Origin of the sequence: Acinetobacter beijerinckii CIP 110307, assembly GCF_000369005.1 — a bacterium.
Lineage (GTDB): Bacteria > Pseudomonadota > Gammaproteobacteria > Pseudomonadales > Moraxellaceae > Acinetobacter > Acinetobacter beijerinckii.
The window spans coordinates 53,418-69,414 of the sequence record NZ_KB849766.1 but is presented as its reverse complement, the minus strand read 5'-3'; the positions used below and the strand labels follow the sequence as shown (position 1 = coordinate 69,414).

The 15,997-nt window shown below is 37.6% G+C and carries 13 protein-coding genes; 2 read left to right on the top strand and 11 right to left on the bottom strand.

The window, feature by feature from the left end:
• Positions 1 to 14: 14 nt before the first annotated feature.
• Positions 15 to 548: a lecithin retinol acyltransferase family protein gene (locus tag F933_RS13460; RefSeq protein ID WP_005062072.1), complete on the bottom strand. Its 534-nt coding sequence runs from the start codon at positions 546 to 548 to the stop codon at positions 15 to 17.
• 210 nt (positions 549 to 758) lie between these two features.
• On the opposite strand from F933_RS13460, the gene F933_RS13455 reads away from it, so the two are divergent.
• Complete coding sequence (locus tag F933_RS13455) at positions 759 to 1,460, top strand: phosphodiester glycosidase family protein (RefSeq protein WP_378235770.1); 702 nt, start codon at positions 759 to 761, stop codon at positions 1,458 to 1,460.
• Between the two features lie 45 nt (positions 1,461 to 1,505).
• Here F933_RS13455 and F933_RS13450 read toward each other — a convergent pair whose 3' ends face one another.
• The 3 genes from F933_RS13450 to putA form a co-directional block, all read right to left on the bottom strand.
• Complete coding sequence (locus F933_RS13450; RefSeq protein WP_005054329.1) at positions 1,506 to 1,733, bottom strand: hypothetical protein; 228 nt, start codon at positions 1,731 to 1,733, stop codon at positions 1,506 to 1,508.
• A 249-nt stretch (positions 1,734 to 1,982) separates the two neighbouring features.
• The gene (trmA, locus tag F933_RS13445) at positions 1,983 to 3,068 is read right to left on the bottom strand and encodes a tRNA (uridine(54)-C5)-methyltransferase TrmA (RefSeq protein WP_005062062.1); all 1,086 of its coding nucleotides are present in this window, start codon (positions 3,066 to 3,068) and stop codon (positions 1,983 to 1,985) included.
• 197 nt (positions 3,069 to 3,265) lie between these two features.
• Positions 3,266 to 7,030, bottom strand: coding sequence for a trifunctional transcriptional regulator/proline dehydrogenase/L-glutamate gamma-semialdehyde dehydrogenase (putA, locus tag F933_RS13440; protein ID WP_005062061.1), 3,765 nt, complete (start codon positions 7,028 to 7,030; stop codon positions 3,266 to 3,268).
• A gap of 117 nt (positions 7,031 to 7,147) precedes the next feature.
• Here putA and F933_RS13435 point away from each other — a divergent pair, with 117 nt between their 5' ends.
• Positions 7,148 to 7,639, top strand: coding sequence for an Lrp/AsnC ligand binding domain-containing protein (locus tag F933_RS13435; protein ID WP_005062059.1), 492 nt, complete (start codon positions 7,148 to 7,150; stop codon positions 7,637 to 7,639).
• A gap of 51 nt (positions 7,640 to 7,690) precedes the next feature.
• On the opposite strand, the gene putP is transcribed toward F933_RS13435, so the two are convergent.
• The 7 genes from putP to F933_RS13395 all read right to left on the bottom strand — a co-directional run bounded on the left by putP (position 7,691) and on the right by F933_RS13395 (position 15,918).
• Positions 7,691 to 9,187: a sodium/proline symporter PutP gene (putP, locus tag F933_RS13430; protein ID WP_005062058.1), complete on the bottom strand. Its 1,497-nt coding sequence runs from the start codon at positions 9,185 to 9,187 to the stop codon at positions 7,691 to 7,693.
• Between the two features lie 592 nt (positions 9,188 to 9,779).
• Entirely contained in the window at positions 9,780 to 10,154 is a 375-nt protein-coding gene (gene gcvH / locus F933_RS13425; RefSeq protein ID WP_005062057.1) for a glycine cleavage system protein GcvH, read from the bottom strand.
• A 94-nt stretch (positions 10,155 to 10,248) separates the two neighbouring features.
• Positions 10,249 to 11,274, bottom strand: coding sequence for an AraC family transcriptional regulator (locus tag F933_RS13420; RefSeq protein WP_005062056.1), 1,026 nt, complete (start codon positions 11,272 to 11,274; stop codon positions 10,249 to 10,251).
• A gap of 130 nt (positions 11,275 to 11,404) precedes the next feature.
• Positions 11,405 to 11,845, bottom strand: coding sequence for a MaoC family dehydratase (locus tag F933_RS13415; protein WP_005062055.1), 441 nt, complete (start codon positions 11,843 to 11,845; stop codon positions 11,405 to 11,407).
• The gene (locus F933_RS13410) at positions 11,845 to 13,692 is read right to left on the bottom strand and encodes an ABC transporter ATP-binding protein (protein ID WP_005062047.1); all 1,848 of its coding nucleotides are present in this window, start codon (positions 13,690 to 13,692) and stop codon (positions 11,845 to 11,847) included. The genes F933_RS13415 and F933_RS13410 overlap by 1 nt, the downstream gene beginning before the upstream one ends.
• 762 nt (positions 13,693 to 14,454) lie before the next feature.
• On the bottom strand, positions 14,455 to 14,772 hold the full coding sequence (locus F933_RS13400; RefSeq protein WP_005062044.1) for a DMT family transporter: 318 nt from the start codon (positions 14,770 to 14,772) through the stop codon (positions 14,455 to 14,457).
• 204 nt (positions 14,773 to 14,976) lie between these two features.
• Positions 14,977 to 15,918, bottom strand: coding sequence for a metal-dependent hydrolase (locus F933_RS13395; protein ID WP_034711094.1), 942 nt, complete (start codon positions 15,916 to 15,918; stop codon positions 14,977 to 14,979).
• Between the last annotated feature and the right edge of the window lie 79 nt (positions 15,919 to 15,997).

The window sequence follows — 15,997 nt, the reverse complement described above, 5'->3', positions numbered from 1 at the left end:
AAATTGCTGTCTAATTATTTTTTAGAATTTTTCTCTTTAAGTTGTAAGTAGGTTGGAATCGTCTTTTTCGCTTGCTTTCTAAGCATAAGTTTAATGTACAAAACAATCGCAAAGCACGCTGTCGCTACAGTTAGCATTAAACTATTCATATAGCTCATAACTGAGCTCACATAACCAATAGTGGCAAGGCGACGTTGCATTCGCTCGACTTGTGTGCTTGATTCAACGCCTGTAATTGCCCATGTACATAAGTGCTCACAGTTGTTAATAATTAAATGATAGTGATTTTCATGCATACGTGAACGCATACGCTTAACAACAGCTTTAGCTTTATAGCGTGGTGAAGGGTAAAGTCTCGTATAAATTGTTTTACCGCGTGCGAATCGTTCAATCGTTGTCATTTCTATAGGATGCTTTTTGAATATATGAGCAAATCCTGAATAGTGTATGACTCTACCACGACCGGCATAGATTCCATGATGACTATAGCCAAAATGTTTAACGATGAGATGTGAACCAAGCGGAAAGCGTTGTTGTTTGGGCTGCATTGGGGATACAAAGATATTGTATTTACATAGGTATTTTAGTGAAAAAGGATGAATGAATCGAGTAGGTTTATACACTGAAAATAGGGTATATGTGTTGAGTTTGTATCTAAGCTTTAGATAACCATCTCGCTATGGGAAAATATTATGAATAAGTTGTTAGAAAAATAAACTGTGATGAAAATTAGTTTTTTACTTCTATTTATGATCGTTATGAGTATGCCAACTTATGCGGTAGAACATAACCTGATTGAAGCTAATGATATTCAATATAATGTCGTAAAAATAGAAAATTTAAATAAATTAAAGCTGTTTCTGAAAGATAAAAGCACTAATCGGTATTATCAAAAGTTCAGTAATCTTCGGGATAAGTTAGCTGCTTGTAAATATTTAAATTTTGCTATGAATGCGGGGATGTATCATGCAGATTTTCAACCAGTCGGTTTGTATGTGGAAAATGGCAAGGTACTTACTCAGCTAAATGAGGAAAAGGGTTTTGGTAATTTCTTTATGCAACCCAATGGTGTCGTTGCTTGGAATGATCGTCGAGCTGTAATTAAAACCACGGTTGATTATAAGCATGATCAATTTAAAGCTCAGTTTGCAACGCAATCAGGACCAATATTGGTGAATCAAGGTCAAATAAATAAGCAATTTCTACCTAACTCAAACTCGTTAAAAATTAGAAATGGAGTGGGTGTAAAAAATAATCAGTTATATTTTGTGATTTCTCAGCAGCGCGTCAGCTTCTATCAATTTGCTGATTTTTTTAAACAACAATTGAAAATCGACAATGCTTTATATTTAGATGGTTCAATTTCCAGTTTATATTCAGCGCAAATTAAAAGAAATGATGAAACCTTCAACTTAGGCCCAATTGTTGCTGAAATTGATGCAGAAAATTGCAAAAAATGATGATGCCCTAATCTTTTTACTCGAAAAAGACTAGGGCTGTTATTTTTATTGAATTGGTGGGTTGATCATCGCAAGAAGCTCTTTACGACTATAGCCACGAGAAATAAGTACTTTTTTGATGCCACGAATAACATCTTCATCTGTTGCTTTTACTAAAGCATCCAACAGTTGTTCGTTTGATTTGCAAGAGCAATCATTTTCAACACAAGAAGTTTGGTTCTTGTGTTCATTGTATTGTTCATCTGCATTAAACAGTTTTTGCCAGAAACTCATATAGCCTTCATATACGACCTAACATAGATCGAAATATAATCACTTTAAAATAAAATACAAGTCAACATAAGTGATAAAAGCAGCAGTTAAACTTCAATTTTTTCGATGATAATTTAAAAATTAAACGAAATTATGACGGTATAATGACTTGATCTTTGAAAATTATAACTTTTTTGAAAGATTAGTTTGATAAAAAATAAAGGGTTAAAGCAACCCTTTATTTAAAACTGTTACGTTGCAATAAATTGTTTAAATTTTTTCAAGCAAAACACCAGATTCAACATGATGGGTAAAAGGGAACTGATCAAACATGGCAAATTTCACAATCCGATGGGTTTGTGCCAGTATTTCTAAATTGTCATGCAGGGTGTCAGGATTACATGAGATATAAAGAATCCGTTTAAAACCTTGAAGTAATTTTAACGTTTCATCATCAATCCCTGCTCGTGGCGGATCGACAAAGACAGTGTCAAAGTCGTAGCTTTGAATGTCAATATCAGCTTCTTGTAGGCGCCTAAACGCTCGCTCACTTTGATAGGCTTGCGTGAACTCTTCAGCAGACAAGCGCGCAACTTGAATATTATCAATGTTGTTTTGTTCGATGTTCCACTGTGCAGCATAAACCGAAGACTTTGCCAGTTCTGTTGCCAGCACACGTTTAAATTTCAAAGATAATGGAAGGGTAAAATTACCATTGCCGCAGTATAACTCTAATAGATCTTTATCAGAGCTTGCGGCAGCATCACAGGCCCATTCCAACATATGTTGACATACTTGTGCATTTGGCTGAGTGAAGCTGCTTTCAATTTGTTTGTATTTAAACGTGCGACCGTGAACATTGAGCTGCTCAACCACGTAGTCATCGCTAATAATAACTTTTTGACCACGGCTACGACCCATAATTTTAATATTTAGTTTTTCTGCTAAGGCTTTCGCAGCAATTTCCCATTCAGCATCTAATTTACGGTGGTATATTAGCGTGACCAGCATTTCGCCACTTAAGGTTGAGAGAAAGTCTGCCTCAAAAACACGTTGCGATAAAATAGGGGCTGCTTTTAATTCATCTAATAAACGTGGCATCAAATCATTGATGCTTTGATCCGCAATCGGAAATTCATCGACACGGATTACTTCTTTTTGTTTACCATCTTCAGCACGTTCAAACATGGCATAGAACAAATCATCTTCAGTATGCCAGATACGAAATTCTGCGCGCATACGGAAATGTTGTTCAGGCGATTGAAACACTTCTAAAGCTGGGGGATTGAACGGTGCAAATTGTGTGGTAATTCGTTCAACTTTCTCTTGAAGTTGCTGTTGATAAGATACGGTCATAAAAAAGAAAACTACAGGTAAAATCTAAACGGGAATGGTATCAAAAAAGCGTAGTAAGGTGCAGGAAATTATGACATTCACTTATTGATATGCTTATCTTGGTGGGTAGATTGAATTAAAACTGTTTAATTATTTGCATTAATAAAAAACCCGAACCATGTAAACATGATTCGGGCTGGGAGATTTGAAGACTTAAATTAGTCTTCAGATAAAGTCATTAAACTCGCATTACCACCGGCAGCAGCAGTATTTACGCTAATAGCGCGTTCAATGACTAGACGTTCTAAAGGAACCTGCTCATCTTTCTTAAGATGAGTAATGCCCACGATTGCTCCAGAACGGTTCGCAATTTTAGTTTGTAGTTCAGTCAACTCATCAACTGAACCATGATGTAAAACAGCATCAAAAGCATCTTTTTCAATGCTAGAAATGACTGTGATTGCAGCTAAAACATCTTTTGGTAAAGATTTCTGATGTTTCGCTAAGAAAGCATTATCTTGAGTTACAGCAGCAGAACTGCTGACTGAGAAAATCGCTAGTAACTGTTGTAACTGACTCGCTTCATCATTTGCGATGGAAAGCACACGATGACGAGGCAAGATAATGTATTGATTGCTTTCACCAGTAGGACCTTGCAACTCATAGAATTTACCAACACCAAATGCTGGAATCGTAGGAATTACTTGAGGCATATTTTGTTTAGCCCAAGTCAATAAGTTTTGGTACGCAACATTAGAAACAGCATCAAATTGAGAGATTTCAGCTTTCACCGCAAAAGGTGTTGCTAAAACTTTCTCTGAACAATGTTCCATCAAACGGTACATATACAGAGGACCACCTGCTTTCGGACCAGTACCAGATAAACCTTCGCCACCAAATGGTTGCACACCTACAACAGCTCCGACGATGTTGCGGTTGATATATAAGTTACCTACCTCAGCACGTTGGATCACAGTATTGATGGTTTCATCGATACGTGTATGTAGACCCATGGTTAAGCCATAGCCTTTAGCATTGATACGGTCGATCAATTGCTCAAGCTCACCATATTTATAAGTGATGATATGCAATACAGGACCAAAGACTTCACGTTCTAGATCGTCAAGGTTTGGCAATTCAATCGCTGTCGGTGGAACAAATGTACCTTGTAGAAGCGCTTGTTGGCTTACCGCATCATTAAACATCAATTGATGAACAGGGTAGCCCTTAGATTTCATCTTTTGAATATGCGTATCAATGGTTTCTTTAGCTTCAGTATCGATTACAGGACCAATGTCAGTTTTTAAGATTGCAGGGTTACCTACGATCAACTGTTGCATTGCACCTTTTAACATTTTGATGACTGTTGCAGCGCTGTCTTCTTGCACACATAAGATACGAAGAGCGGAACAACGTTGACCGGCACTATCAAATGCAGAACTTACCACATCCAATACGACTTGTTCGGTTAAAGCAGAAGAATCAACGATCATAGCATTTTGACCACCCGTTTCCGCGATAAGCGGGATTGGTTGACCATTTGGAGATAAACGTTTTGCCACTGTTTTTTGCAAGATTTTTGCAACTTCAGTAGAACCAGTGAACATAATGCCTTGAATACGATCATCTTGGCTTAATTGCGCACCAACTGTTTCACCGCGACCAGGAAGAAGTTGAACAACCCCACGTGGCACACCAGCTTCCCAAAGCATTTGTACTGCTTGAGCCGCGATCAATGGTGTTTGCTCAGCTGGTTTGGCAATCACACAGTTGCCACTCACCAATGCTGCTGCAATCTGACCCGAGAAAATCGCAAGAGGGAAGTTCCATGGGCTAATACACAAGACTGTACCTAATGGCTTTACTTGCGCGTTTGCAGGTAAGTTCTCAATTTGAGTTGCGTAGTAACGTAAGAAGTCTACAGCTTCACGAACTTCCGCAATCGCATTGGCATAAGTTTTACCACTTTCACGGCAAAGTAATACCATCAATTCTTGAATGCGAGCTTCCATTAGGTCAGCAGCACGTTTTAAGCATGCAGCGCGTTCAACTTTATCAGTCGCAGCCCAGCTTTGTTCAGCTTGTATCGCTGCTTCTAATGCAAGTTGTACATCAGCGCTCGTCGCTTCATTTACATGACCAACAATTTCGCTATTTTGTGCTGGGTTTGTAATTGCAATCGCATTACTTTGATCGTGAACTGTTGATTCAAATCCAAGTAGCGGCATACTTTTCCACACATGATTGCGAAGTTTTTGTGCCGTCGCATCTAAATCTACAAGCGGTGTGTCGTTGTTTAAATCGAAACCATTTGAGTTAGGACGCAATGGGTATAAATCATGTGGAAGAGGAATCGCAGGGTGTTTTAAACCAAGTTGACCTTCTTCTTTTGCAGAAGTTTGAATATCTTTGATCGGTGATTGAATCAAATCATCTACTTTCAATGTCTTGTCTGCAATGCGGTTTACAAATGAAGTGTTTGCGCCATTTTCAAGTAAACGACGAACTAAGTAAGCCAATAAGGTTTCGTGGTTACCAACAGGTGCATAAACACGACATGGAATACCGAGTTTATTATCTTCTTTAGCACCAACAACTTGCTCATACAATGGCTCACCCATACCGTGTAAGCATTGGAACTCGTATTGACCTGGATAATATTTGCTTGGATCGGCCAAGGTGTAGATGGTTGCAAGTGATTGCGCATTGTGTGTCGCAAATTGCGGATATACTTGATCTGGTGCAGCAAGAAGTTTCTTCGCACAAGCAATGTATGATAAATCCGTGTGCACTTTACGTGTAAACACAGGGTAGTCAGTCATACCATCAATTTGCGCTTTCTTGATTTCGCTATCCCAATACGCGCCTTTTACTAAACGGATCATCAGGCGTTTGTTACTACGCTTTGCAAGATCAACGATGTAATCAACCACATAGAAACAACGTTTTTGATATGCCTGAATAACGAAACCAATACCTTTCCAGTTGGCAAGTTTCGGTTCGAAACATAAGCGTTCAAGTAATTCGAGTGAAATTTCTAAACGTTCAGATTCTTCAGCATCAATATTTAAACCGATGTCGTATTGTTTTGCTAAACACGCAAGCTCGAAAACTTTGTTGTAAAGCTCATGATGAACACGATCAATTTGCGCACGCTGATAACGTGGATGCAAAGCAGATAGCTTGATTGAGATGCCAGGGCCTTCGTAAACACCACGACTATTTGATGCTTTACCAATGGCATGAATCGCTTGGGTATAATCGTTATAATAACGCTCAGCATCATGTTCAGTAAGTGCAGCTTCACCCAACATATCGTATGAGTAGCGGAAACCTTTGTGCTCAAATGGTTTGGCATGCTCAAGTGCTTCTTGGATAGTCTCACCCGTTACGAACTGTTCGCCCATCATACGCATTGCTACGTCAACTGCTTTGCGGATGATGCCACGACCACTGCGAGCCAATAAGCCTGTTAAAACACTAGATAAACTGGTTTGCTTAGGTGTTTCCATCAGCTTGCCAGTAAGCATCAAACCCCAAGCAGCAGCGTTGACGAACATGAGGCTACTCTGACCAACATGCTCTTTCCAATTGCCTTGGTTAATTTTGTCTTTGATCAAAAGATCACGTGTTGCAGTATCTGGAATACGAAGCAATGCTTCCGCCAAACACATTAATGCAACACCTTCTTGTGAAGAAAGTGAAAACTCTTGAAGTAAACCTTGAACAATACCTGCTTTACCAGCTGAGCTTTTACGTTCACGTAAATTATTGGCTAAGTTGAATGCAAGTTCGTAAATTTTTTGATCAAGATCAGGTGATATATTTGCAGCTTCTGTGAGTTCTGCAACAGATTCTGGTTCTGCACGTCGCCAAGCAGTATTAATGCGTTGCTCAAACTCACTTTTTTCTTTAAATTCGGTGATATAACCACCATTGGTGTGAGCTGTGTCCATTTGTGCGGGAGTATCCAAAGTATTCATGCTAAATTCCGATAACAATCTATCTCTATTGAGTAGAGAGGTTTAGATAATTTATGATTACAGAATAAAACCCGAGTAACTCACTATATTTGACCCATTTTTTAGAGGAAAATTCAGTTGAATAGCCCTATTTATACATTAGATCGGACTGATCTAAAAATTCTGGATATTCTTCAAACAGATGGAAGAATTTCTAATAGTAAATTAGCTGAATTAGTGAACCTTTCTCCGACAGCGGTTATGGCTCGTGTTCAGAAATTAACAAAGGATGAATTTATATTGGGGTACGAGGCAAAGCTTAATCCCAATAAGCTCAATGCGAATTTTTTAGTATTTGTTGAGGTGCTTTTAGATAAAACTACGCCAAATGTTTTAGATGATTTTATTGATGCAGTGACTCAATACCCTGAAATTGTTGAATGTCACATGGTGAGTGGTGGCTTTGATTTTTTAATTAAATTGCGTAGTGCGGGGATGGAAGAGTTTAGAAAAATTGCAGGACAAATTCTTTGGCAGTTACCGGGTGTTAAAGAAACACGTAGTTATCCTGTGATGCAAGTTGTGAAAGATAGTTCAAAAATTAAAATCAAATCGCGAACCAAATTTTAACAAAGTACAAAAAAGGGGCTCGAAAGCCCCTTGATTATTTTATTTCGTCAATTATTTCATTTCACGTGTATAGATTTCATCAGCTTGTTCAAAACGGCTAGTTACATTTGCATTTGGTGCTTTACCAAGCAAACTCACTACTATGATGCTGATAAACGCGAATAAAAAGCCAGGGATAATCTCGTAAATACCTGTTTCACCGAAGAAGTTTTTCCAAACAATAACGGTAACAGCACCAACGATCATACCCACTAAAGCACCGTTTAAGGTCATGCGCTTCCAGAATAGCGATAGAATAATTAATGGACCAAATGCAGCACCGAAACCAGCCCATGCATAAGCAACTAAGCCTAAAACTTTACTTTCTGGGTTTTGTGCAAGAACAAGGGCAAGCATCGCAACAGCAAGAACCATTGCACGACCGATCCAAACAAGCTCTTTCTGAGAGGCATTTTTACGGATAAAGCCTTTGTATAAATCTTCAGTTAAGGCACTAGAGCAAACGAGAAGTTGGCAGCTCAATGTACTCATTACGGCAGATAAAATTGCAGCAAGGATGATACCAACAATCCACGGATTGAATAGAATTTTAGTGAGTTCCATGAACACAGTTTCAGGGTTACCCGTTACTGCGGCTGCAAGTTCTGGATGCATTTGGAAATATGCAATACCAACAAATCCTGAACCGACTGCACCTGCTAAGCACAAAATCATCCAAGTCATACCAATACGGCGTGCTGCTGGAATCGATTTTACAGAGTCTGCTGCCATAAAGCGTACAAGAATATGCGGTTGACCGAAATATCCTAAACCCCAAGCTGCCGCAGAGATAATCGCAACAAAACTTAAGTTGGTAGCAAAATCAAATGCCTGTGGACGAACGCTTTCAACAACTGCTGTAAACTCTTCCATGCCAATACCTAAAGAGATATAGGTCACGATTGGAAGAAGCAATAAGGCGAAAATCATCAAGCCTGCTTGGAAAGTATCAGTCCAACTGATTGCAAGGAAGCCACCAATACAGACATAACCAATGGTTGCAAAAGCACCTAACCACAATGCAGTTGTATATGGTATTTGGAAAAGGGTTTCAAATAAACGAGCACCAGCAACCATGCCAGAAGCGCAGTAAATTGCAAAGAATATAAGGATAATCAATGCGGATGTAACACGTAAGATTTTCTTCTGATCATCAAAACGACCTGTAAAAAAATCTGGTAGTGTCAGGGCATTATTTTGCACTTCGGTGTGAACACGTAAGCGTCCTGCAACCAGATACCAGTTGAGCCAAGCACCGATAATTAAGCCAATTGCAATCCATGATTCAGATAGTCCGGCAAGATAAATAGCACCGGGTAAACCCATGAGCAGCCAGCCGCTCATATCGGATGCACCAGCTGATAGGGCGGTGACAAAACTTCCTAGACTTCGCCCCCCAAGAATATAATCATCAAGGTTTTTGGTAGAAAAATAGGCGTATAAACCGATGCCTAACATAGCAGCGATATACACCACGAATATTACAACAGTGGGATTAGAAAAATTCATAATGGATGCTTATCCTTATTTATCCATAACGGTACAATCCCATCTGAATAGCCCAAAATTGATTTACTATTCTAACAAGACTGATAAGGTGACAGATTCAAGCATGGATGATTTTGGGAAAACCGTTGTTTTTTTGTAATAAAATTGTTTAATTGTGTAATTAAAAATAAGCTCATGAATCTTATGTTTTTAATCGTATAAATTCAACTTTAGAGCTACTATAAATCAGACAATATTTTATTTTAAATTGCAAAATATTAGCTATGAATACATGCAATTTAATAATTTTGTGTTTTTTGAGCTATTTACGGGATTGAGATGTACTTAAATTGATCTAATTAAGCTATTAAAACGCTGATAAAAATCTATTTTGAATGAAATGGCTTTAAATTTAGCGAATATAGTTTGGTTAAGATGCTAAAGTGGCATATTTTGTGGTTTGTATTCGATCAAAAAAGCTAAATTGCTTGTAATGAGTTAAATTTTCATTCATTTGAAAAATGATATGAGTTTATCGCTAGCTAGTTTTGTATTTGACATAAAAAAACCTAGGCAATTTGACTAGGTTTTTTAAAAATTGCTTTAATGAATCTTACAAACCTGATTCATAATCCGTATTTGACAGAAGCTTTTCAACGTCAGCCATATTGTCAGGTTTGATTTTGTAGATCCAACCTTTACCATACGGTTCTTCATTTACGAAATCAGGATCATCTTCGAGAGCTGTATTTACTTCAACGACAGTACCTGAAATAGGTGCGTGGATGTCAGATGCCGTTTTAACTGATTCTACGATTCCCGCTTGTTCAGTCGCAACAACTTGAGTTCCAACCTCAGGTGCTTCAACATAAACTAAATCACCTAATTCCAATTGAGCATGGTCACTGATACCCGTAACAACTAAGTCACCTTCAATTCTTACCCACTCATGCGTTCTTGCATATTTCAAATCTGCTGGATGGTTCATGACAACTCCTTAAAATCTGTCGTATCATTTTTGTCTGGTTTTATACAGGTTTTTCAATAAAAACAAAAGCATCTAACAAAAAAGCATTTAAATATTATAAATATGGATCTTTGCGCCAGTTGCTAGGGCTTCGACCACTCCAACGTTTAAATGCTCGGCTAAAATTGGCTACATCAGAATAACCTAACTCATCAGCAATTTGTTCCAAGCTATAATCAGTTCTTGAAAGTAGGGAAGTAGCATGACGATACCGTACCTCATCTACCAATGTTGAGAATGACGTGCCTTCGGCTGCCAATTGTCGTTTTAGAGTCCGATCTGACATATGTAAACGATCTGCGACGCTTTCGATACTTAAATAATGCTGCTCTGAATTGGTTAAAATATCACGGACACGCATAGCTAGACGTCTCCGTTCACCTAAAGCAGATAACTCAGTTTCACATTGATTAATAGCAATTTGACTGGCAATCGGGTCAGCATTGACCATTTTCAAGCCTAAGTATTTTTTATCAAAACTGGAAATTAAATGTGGCTGATTGAATCTAACAATACTTGTTAATTTATCCCGATATTTTTCGAATCCAATTGGTTCGGGAAAATCTAAATCAACTTCACCACTTAAATCTTCAATTCCAGTTAAGGCTTTTGCCATGGTCATGATGCCAATAGTCAAACCTAAAATAATTTCGGTGCGTAAAGGTTCAACCTCAATATCACATTGTAGTTGTAAAGTGGCTTTAGGACCAAAAGTAGAAAAATAAAGCTGTAAAAACGGAAGGCGAAGCTGAATAAAACGACTAGCCAGTGCAATGGCATCAGTGATGTCATGTGCAGTCATAATGGCATAACCAATAAAACCATGAATAGAGATACGCATTTGCGTACCTATATGAAAACCAAGAGTACTTTCACCTGTTAAGCGCAAAGAATGCTTTACCAGTTCGTTTGCGATAGGTGTTGGAATTCGATAATTTGGATCAGCCAGTTGTTCGCTCGTGAGATGGAATGGAGCAAATAAAGTTTCATCGTTATATCCCCAACGAGAAACTACGTCTAATAACAATAAGCCATAGACACCTGGTATACCTTGATCTTGACGAGTTGAGGGTGTTTTCATGTGCTTTCCGTGGCGCTCATCAATTTTGCCAATATCTTTTAAACATTTTTAAGTCTTAAACATCTTTACATGAAATAATATAATCAATCATAAAAATTGTTGGACAAAAGAGTCACTGAGTCTTCAAACATTAATTTGGTCTTCTAAATACCATAATTTTGGTTGTTGATATTAATAGCACATCACCATGCTGGTTTAAAGCTTGAGTGACATAGCTGACGATACCTCGATCGTTTTTAGTTTTGGATGGCACGATCGCTGTAATTTCAATTTCAACATGAATTTTATCGCCAACACGAGTCGGACGTGGCCAACGTAGACTTGATTCTGAGCCGAGTAATCCGCCTGCTATAGGAAAACACTCTGTCCATAACCGCATTGTCACGGCAGAAGTATGCCAACCGCTTGCGGCTAAGCCTTGAAAAATCGGATGTTGTGCGGCAGCTTGCTCATCTAAATGAAAGGGTTGCGGGTCATATTGACCAGCGAACTGCTTCACTTCTTCCAAAGTCATTTCATATTCACGACTTATGAAATGATCTCCAATCTTTAAATCTTCTAAATACAACATTATTCTGTGTCCTGAGTCACTCGTTGTTCAACTAGAAAACCACCCGTTTGGCGTTTCCATAATTGTGCATACAAGCCATCATTGGCAATCAGTTCTTCATGTGTACCTTGTTCAGCAATTCTGCCTTGATCGAGTACAATGAGGCGATCCATCTGAGCAATAGTAGATAAACGGTGCGCAATAGCAATAACTGTTTTGCCTACCATTAAGTCATTTAAACTGCTTTGAATCGCTGCTTCCACTTCAGAGTCAAGAGCACTTGTTGCTTCATCTAAAATGAGAATTGGCGCGTCTTTAAGAAAAACACGAGAAATTGCAATACGTTGGCGTTGTCCGCCCGAAAGCTTAACTCCACGTTCACCGACGTAGGCATCGAATCCAACACGTCCTTTTTGGTCTGTCAATTGCGGAATAAATTCTTCAGCACGTGCTTTTTTCACAGCGAGTTGAAGGTCTACTTCGCTTGCATTCGGACGACCGTATTTAATATTTTCAGCAACTGTACGATGTAATAGGGAAGTGTCTTGCGTCACTAAAGCGATGTTGGCGCGTAAACTATCTTGTGTTACATCGTGAATATTTTGACCATCAATCAAAATACGACCTTGGTTGATTTCGTAAAAATGAAGCAGCAATTGGATTAGTGTTGATTTTCCAGCACCAGAACGTCCCACAATTCCAATTTTTTCACCTGACTTGATTGTTAGATTGAAATGCTCGATCACATTTTTCTCATTATAAGCAAAACTTACATTTTCAAAGCGAATTTCACCATTTTTAACGTTGAGCTCAGTTGCATCTTGTTTGTCCTGAATTTGGATTGGTTTCCCCAAAGTTTTCATACCATCTTGAATGGTACCGACGTTCTCGAACAGCATTGTGACATGCCACATAATAAATTCAGCCAAACTATCGAGTTTTAATACCATAGCTGTGGTCGCTGCAATAACGCCAATCGCGGCTTGACCTTGTGTCCATAACCATACTGAAGTTCCGATCACGCCTATGAAAAGAAAGGCACTGAGTAAACGAATGCTAATTTGGTATTTCACACCTAAACGCATTTGTTTATAAACAGTCACCATAAATTCGCGCATAGACTCTTTGGCATACTGGCTTTCTCGTCCAGCATGAGCGAATAATTTTACAGTTTGAATATTGGTATATGCGTCAGTAATACGGCCTGTCATAACGGCACGTGCGTCGGCTTGTTCCATAGATACTTTACCAAGGCGTGGAATAAAGTAGCTGGCGATGATAATGAATAGTACGAGCCATAAAATGAGCGGAACGATGAGAATAGGTGAAATAGAGCCAAGTACTAAACTAATGGTAATAAAGTAAACCAAGACATAAACCAACATGTCGCCCAGAATCATCCAAAATTCACGTACGGCTAATGCAGTCTGCATCACTTTTGCTGAAAGACGACCTGCAAAATCGGTATGAAAGAAATCTAAACTTTGCTGTAATAATAAGTTGTGAAAACGCCAACGCATACGCATCGGGAAATTACTAAATAGAACCTGATGTTTGATAATGGATTGAAGGCTTACAAAGAAAATATTTGCAAATAAAATACTAATTAAAATCGTTAAACTTTGCTGATTGGTTTGTAAAAAGGTACTAGGCTGACTTTTTGTGAGCCAATCTACTAATTTTCCAACATATGCAAAAAATAGTGCTTCAAAACATGCAGCAGCAGCAGTACACGCAATAAGAAAAAATAGAAAAGGGCGTACGCCTTTGGTTGCTTGCCATACAAAAGCAAAGAACGTGGTTGGTAATGGTTTGTTTAAGTCTTTGGTGGGATAAGGATCGACTAATTTTTCAAACCATTGCAGCATTACGTTTCCCTCAAATTTTAAAGTATCGACTTAGCTAGCTGTAGCATAACAGAAAATCAAATAAATAGATGAATAAGGTTGTTTTGTGGAATTTTCTAATATTTTCTTTGTTAGGAGCTGTAACTATAGATCTTATGCTGAATTAAACGGTTTTATGAGATCAAAACGAATGGTATGGGATCACTCTTGAGAACTTGTTTTTAATAGCATGCGATTGTTAAGAAAATGTGAAATTTCAAATATCATAAAAAAAAATGTAGTTTGTATCTTTTTTGTGGTTAAACTGAAAATTAGTTTAACAATTGAAAATTATTCGTAAAATTCAATAATTCAAATGTATTGTATTTTTTTTAAACTGATTTAATTTATCAATCACTTAAATATTTAATTTTATTGGGGATAAAATGAATGACAACTTAGGAATAGTTGTGTTCTATATATTGATTCTTTTAGGGATAAGCATCTTTTTATTTGGTTTTCTTGAGTTGGATCTAATATGGTTTGCAATAAGTGCAGGGTTAATACTTTGTGCTTACTTACTGAAGCATGAATTTAAACTTCCTGTTATTTTTTGGAAAAAGCTAGATTAGCTTCAATCACTTAGTCCCAATTATGAATTTGAAAATAGTGATCTCTTGTACTATATCGTTCAGGATCAGACCGAAGTGAATTTACTGAGAGAAGTTTCTGTAGATATAAAACTAAAAATATGATTGAAATGATAGAGATCTTGTTAAAACTGAAGATCTCTATCATGAATAATCAACTGGCTGTTACTTTCATCAATACAACACCAAATATGATTGAGGCTGCTGCCAAAATTCGCAAAAGTCCTATCGGCTCATGTAAGAAAAATATACCAATAAGAAATGCACCAATAGCTCCAATACCAACCCAAATAGTATATGCAGTTCCTAGGGGTAAGGTTCTCATGGCAGCAGCTAATAGGCCGAAACTCAAAATCATGAAAACAATTGTGATTATACTTGGCGTGAGTTTTGTAAAACCATCTGACATTTTCATAGAAAACGCCCAAACAATTTCGAATATTCCAGCTAAAATTAAATAAGCCCAAGCCATTGAGACACCTCATTATTAGAGTATTAGGTCGTCCTAACAACTTAAGAAATAAAAAGGTCGTCCTTTTCAAAATATAGAAACATTTTTAGCAAAAATTTTCAGTTATTTTTTTATTAAATTTTGTATAGATAGGGGTTTAAAACTTTTAAACTTGGATAATTTATATGTCTATAAATCATCCAAAATCAATAAGATGGTTTTAAATTAAGACGGAATGTTGTTTGGTGTTACTGTCATTTGTTCAAAATATTGAACAGCAGGGGATTTTGCCATATAAGCCAATGCTTGATCTGTATCGCCTTCATGGATTGGATTAAAATTTGGAGAAACCCAACGTAAAGTTGCTTTCCATAAATATTTAATCGTTGGTAAGTTATCAGTTTTAGTGGCTGTTTTTTCAAACTCGCGAATAAATGAGAAGAAACCACGACGCATTAATTTTTGAATGTCTTTATGCTCTAAATCTTGTTTCCCAAGACTGCGTGCAAAATCAGCAAGAAAATAAATAAATAATGGGAAAATCGCCATCATAATCACTTGACGCGAAACGTAGAAGCCTAATTTATTCGTTAATAGATGTTCAAATAAATCATAAGCTACACAACGGTGTTCAACTTCTTCAGCTAAATGCCAGCGGAATAAATCGGACATTGCTGGATCAGCTTTGTCCCAAGATTTACTCTCTAATGTCCATTGACCAATAGTGCCTGTAAAATGCTCAATTGCAGCAATTACACCAACTCGAAATAGTAACCAATATTCATCAAGCTTTTCACCTTTTAGGAACGGAATGCCAAGTGGTTTATCGCCTAAAAGAATATTAAAAATTAAATGTGCGCGATTAAGTGGGTCTTGGATGTCATAACCATTTTCTCTTAAAAAATCTTGGGCTTTTTCATGCGCTCGAGCATGTGCAGCTTCTTGGCGAACAAAACCAACTACTTCTTGTTTTAGTTTTTCATCCGTTATATGGGGGAGTGTTTTGTTAAATACACGACAAAACCAAAATTCACCCGCTGGAAGTAGCATGTTAATGCCATTGGCGATGTGAGAACATAGAGGATCATTTGGCATCCAACAAACTGAAGACTCAGAGAAATTGAAATGTACTTTTCTAGCCTTAATTTGATGATTTTCTGTGATCATATGCATTACCCAATCTAAAATGACAAACTAATTTGAATATGTAATTTTTAGCATTGAGTAAAAAAGATCACCATGTTCA

What these genes read in the sequence shown, in the direction of transcription:
- putA (WP_005062061.1), bottom strand. Translation starts at nt 7,030, where the DNA reads ATGAATACTTTGGATACTCCCGCACAAATGGACACAGCTCACACCAAT.
- F933_RS13450 (WP_005054329.1), bottom strand. Translation starts at nt 1,733, where the DNA reads ATGAGTTTCTGGCAAAAACTGTTTAATGCAGATGAACAATACAATGAA.
- putP (WP_005062058.1), bottom strand. Translation starts at nt 9,187, where the DNA reads ATGAATTTTTCTAATCCCACTGTTGTAATATTCGTGGTGTATATCGCT.
- F933_RS13410 (WP_005062047.1), bottom strand. Translation starts at nt 13,692, where the DNA reads ATGCTGCAATGGTTTGAAAAATTAGTCGATCCTTATCCCACCAAAGAC.
- F933_RS13420 (WP_005062056.1), bottom strand. Translation starts at nt 11,274, where the DNA reads ATGAAAACACCCTCAACTCGTCAAGATCAAGGTATACCAGGTGTCTAT.
- F933_RS13415 (WP_005062055.1), bottom strand. Translation starts at nt 11,845, where the DNA reads ATGTTGTATTTAGAAGATTTAAAGATTGGAGATCATTTCATAAGTCGT.
- gcvH (WP_005062057.1), bottom strand. Translation starts at nt 10,154, where the DNA reads ATGAACCATCCAGCAGATTTGAAATATGCAAGAACGCATGAGTGGGTA.
- F933_RS13460 (WP_005062072.1), bottom strand. Translation starts at nt 548, where the DNA reads ATGCAGCCCAAACAACAACGCTTTCCGCTTGGTTCACATCTCATCGTT.
- F933_RS13395 (WP_034711094.1), bottom strand. Translation starts at nt 15,918, where the DNA reads ATGATCACAGAAAATCATCAAATTAAGGCTAGAAAAGTACATTTCAAT.
- trmA (WP_005062062.1), bottom strand. Translation starts at nt 3,068, where the DNA reads ATGACCGTATCTTATCAACAGCAACTTCAAGAGAAAGTTGAACGAATT.
- F933_RS13400 (WP_005062044.1), bottom strand. Translation starts at nt 14,772, where the DNA reads ATGGCTTGGGCTTATTTAATTTTAGCTGGAATATTCGAAATTGTTTGG.
- F933_RS13455 (WP_378235770.1), top strand. Translation starts at nt 759, where the DNA reads ATGAGTATGCCAACTTATGCGGTAGAACATAACCTGATTGAAGCTAAT.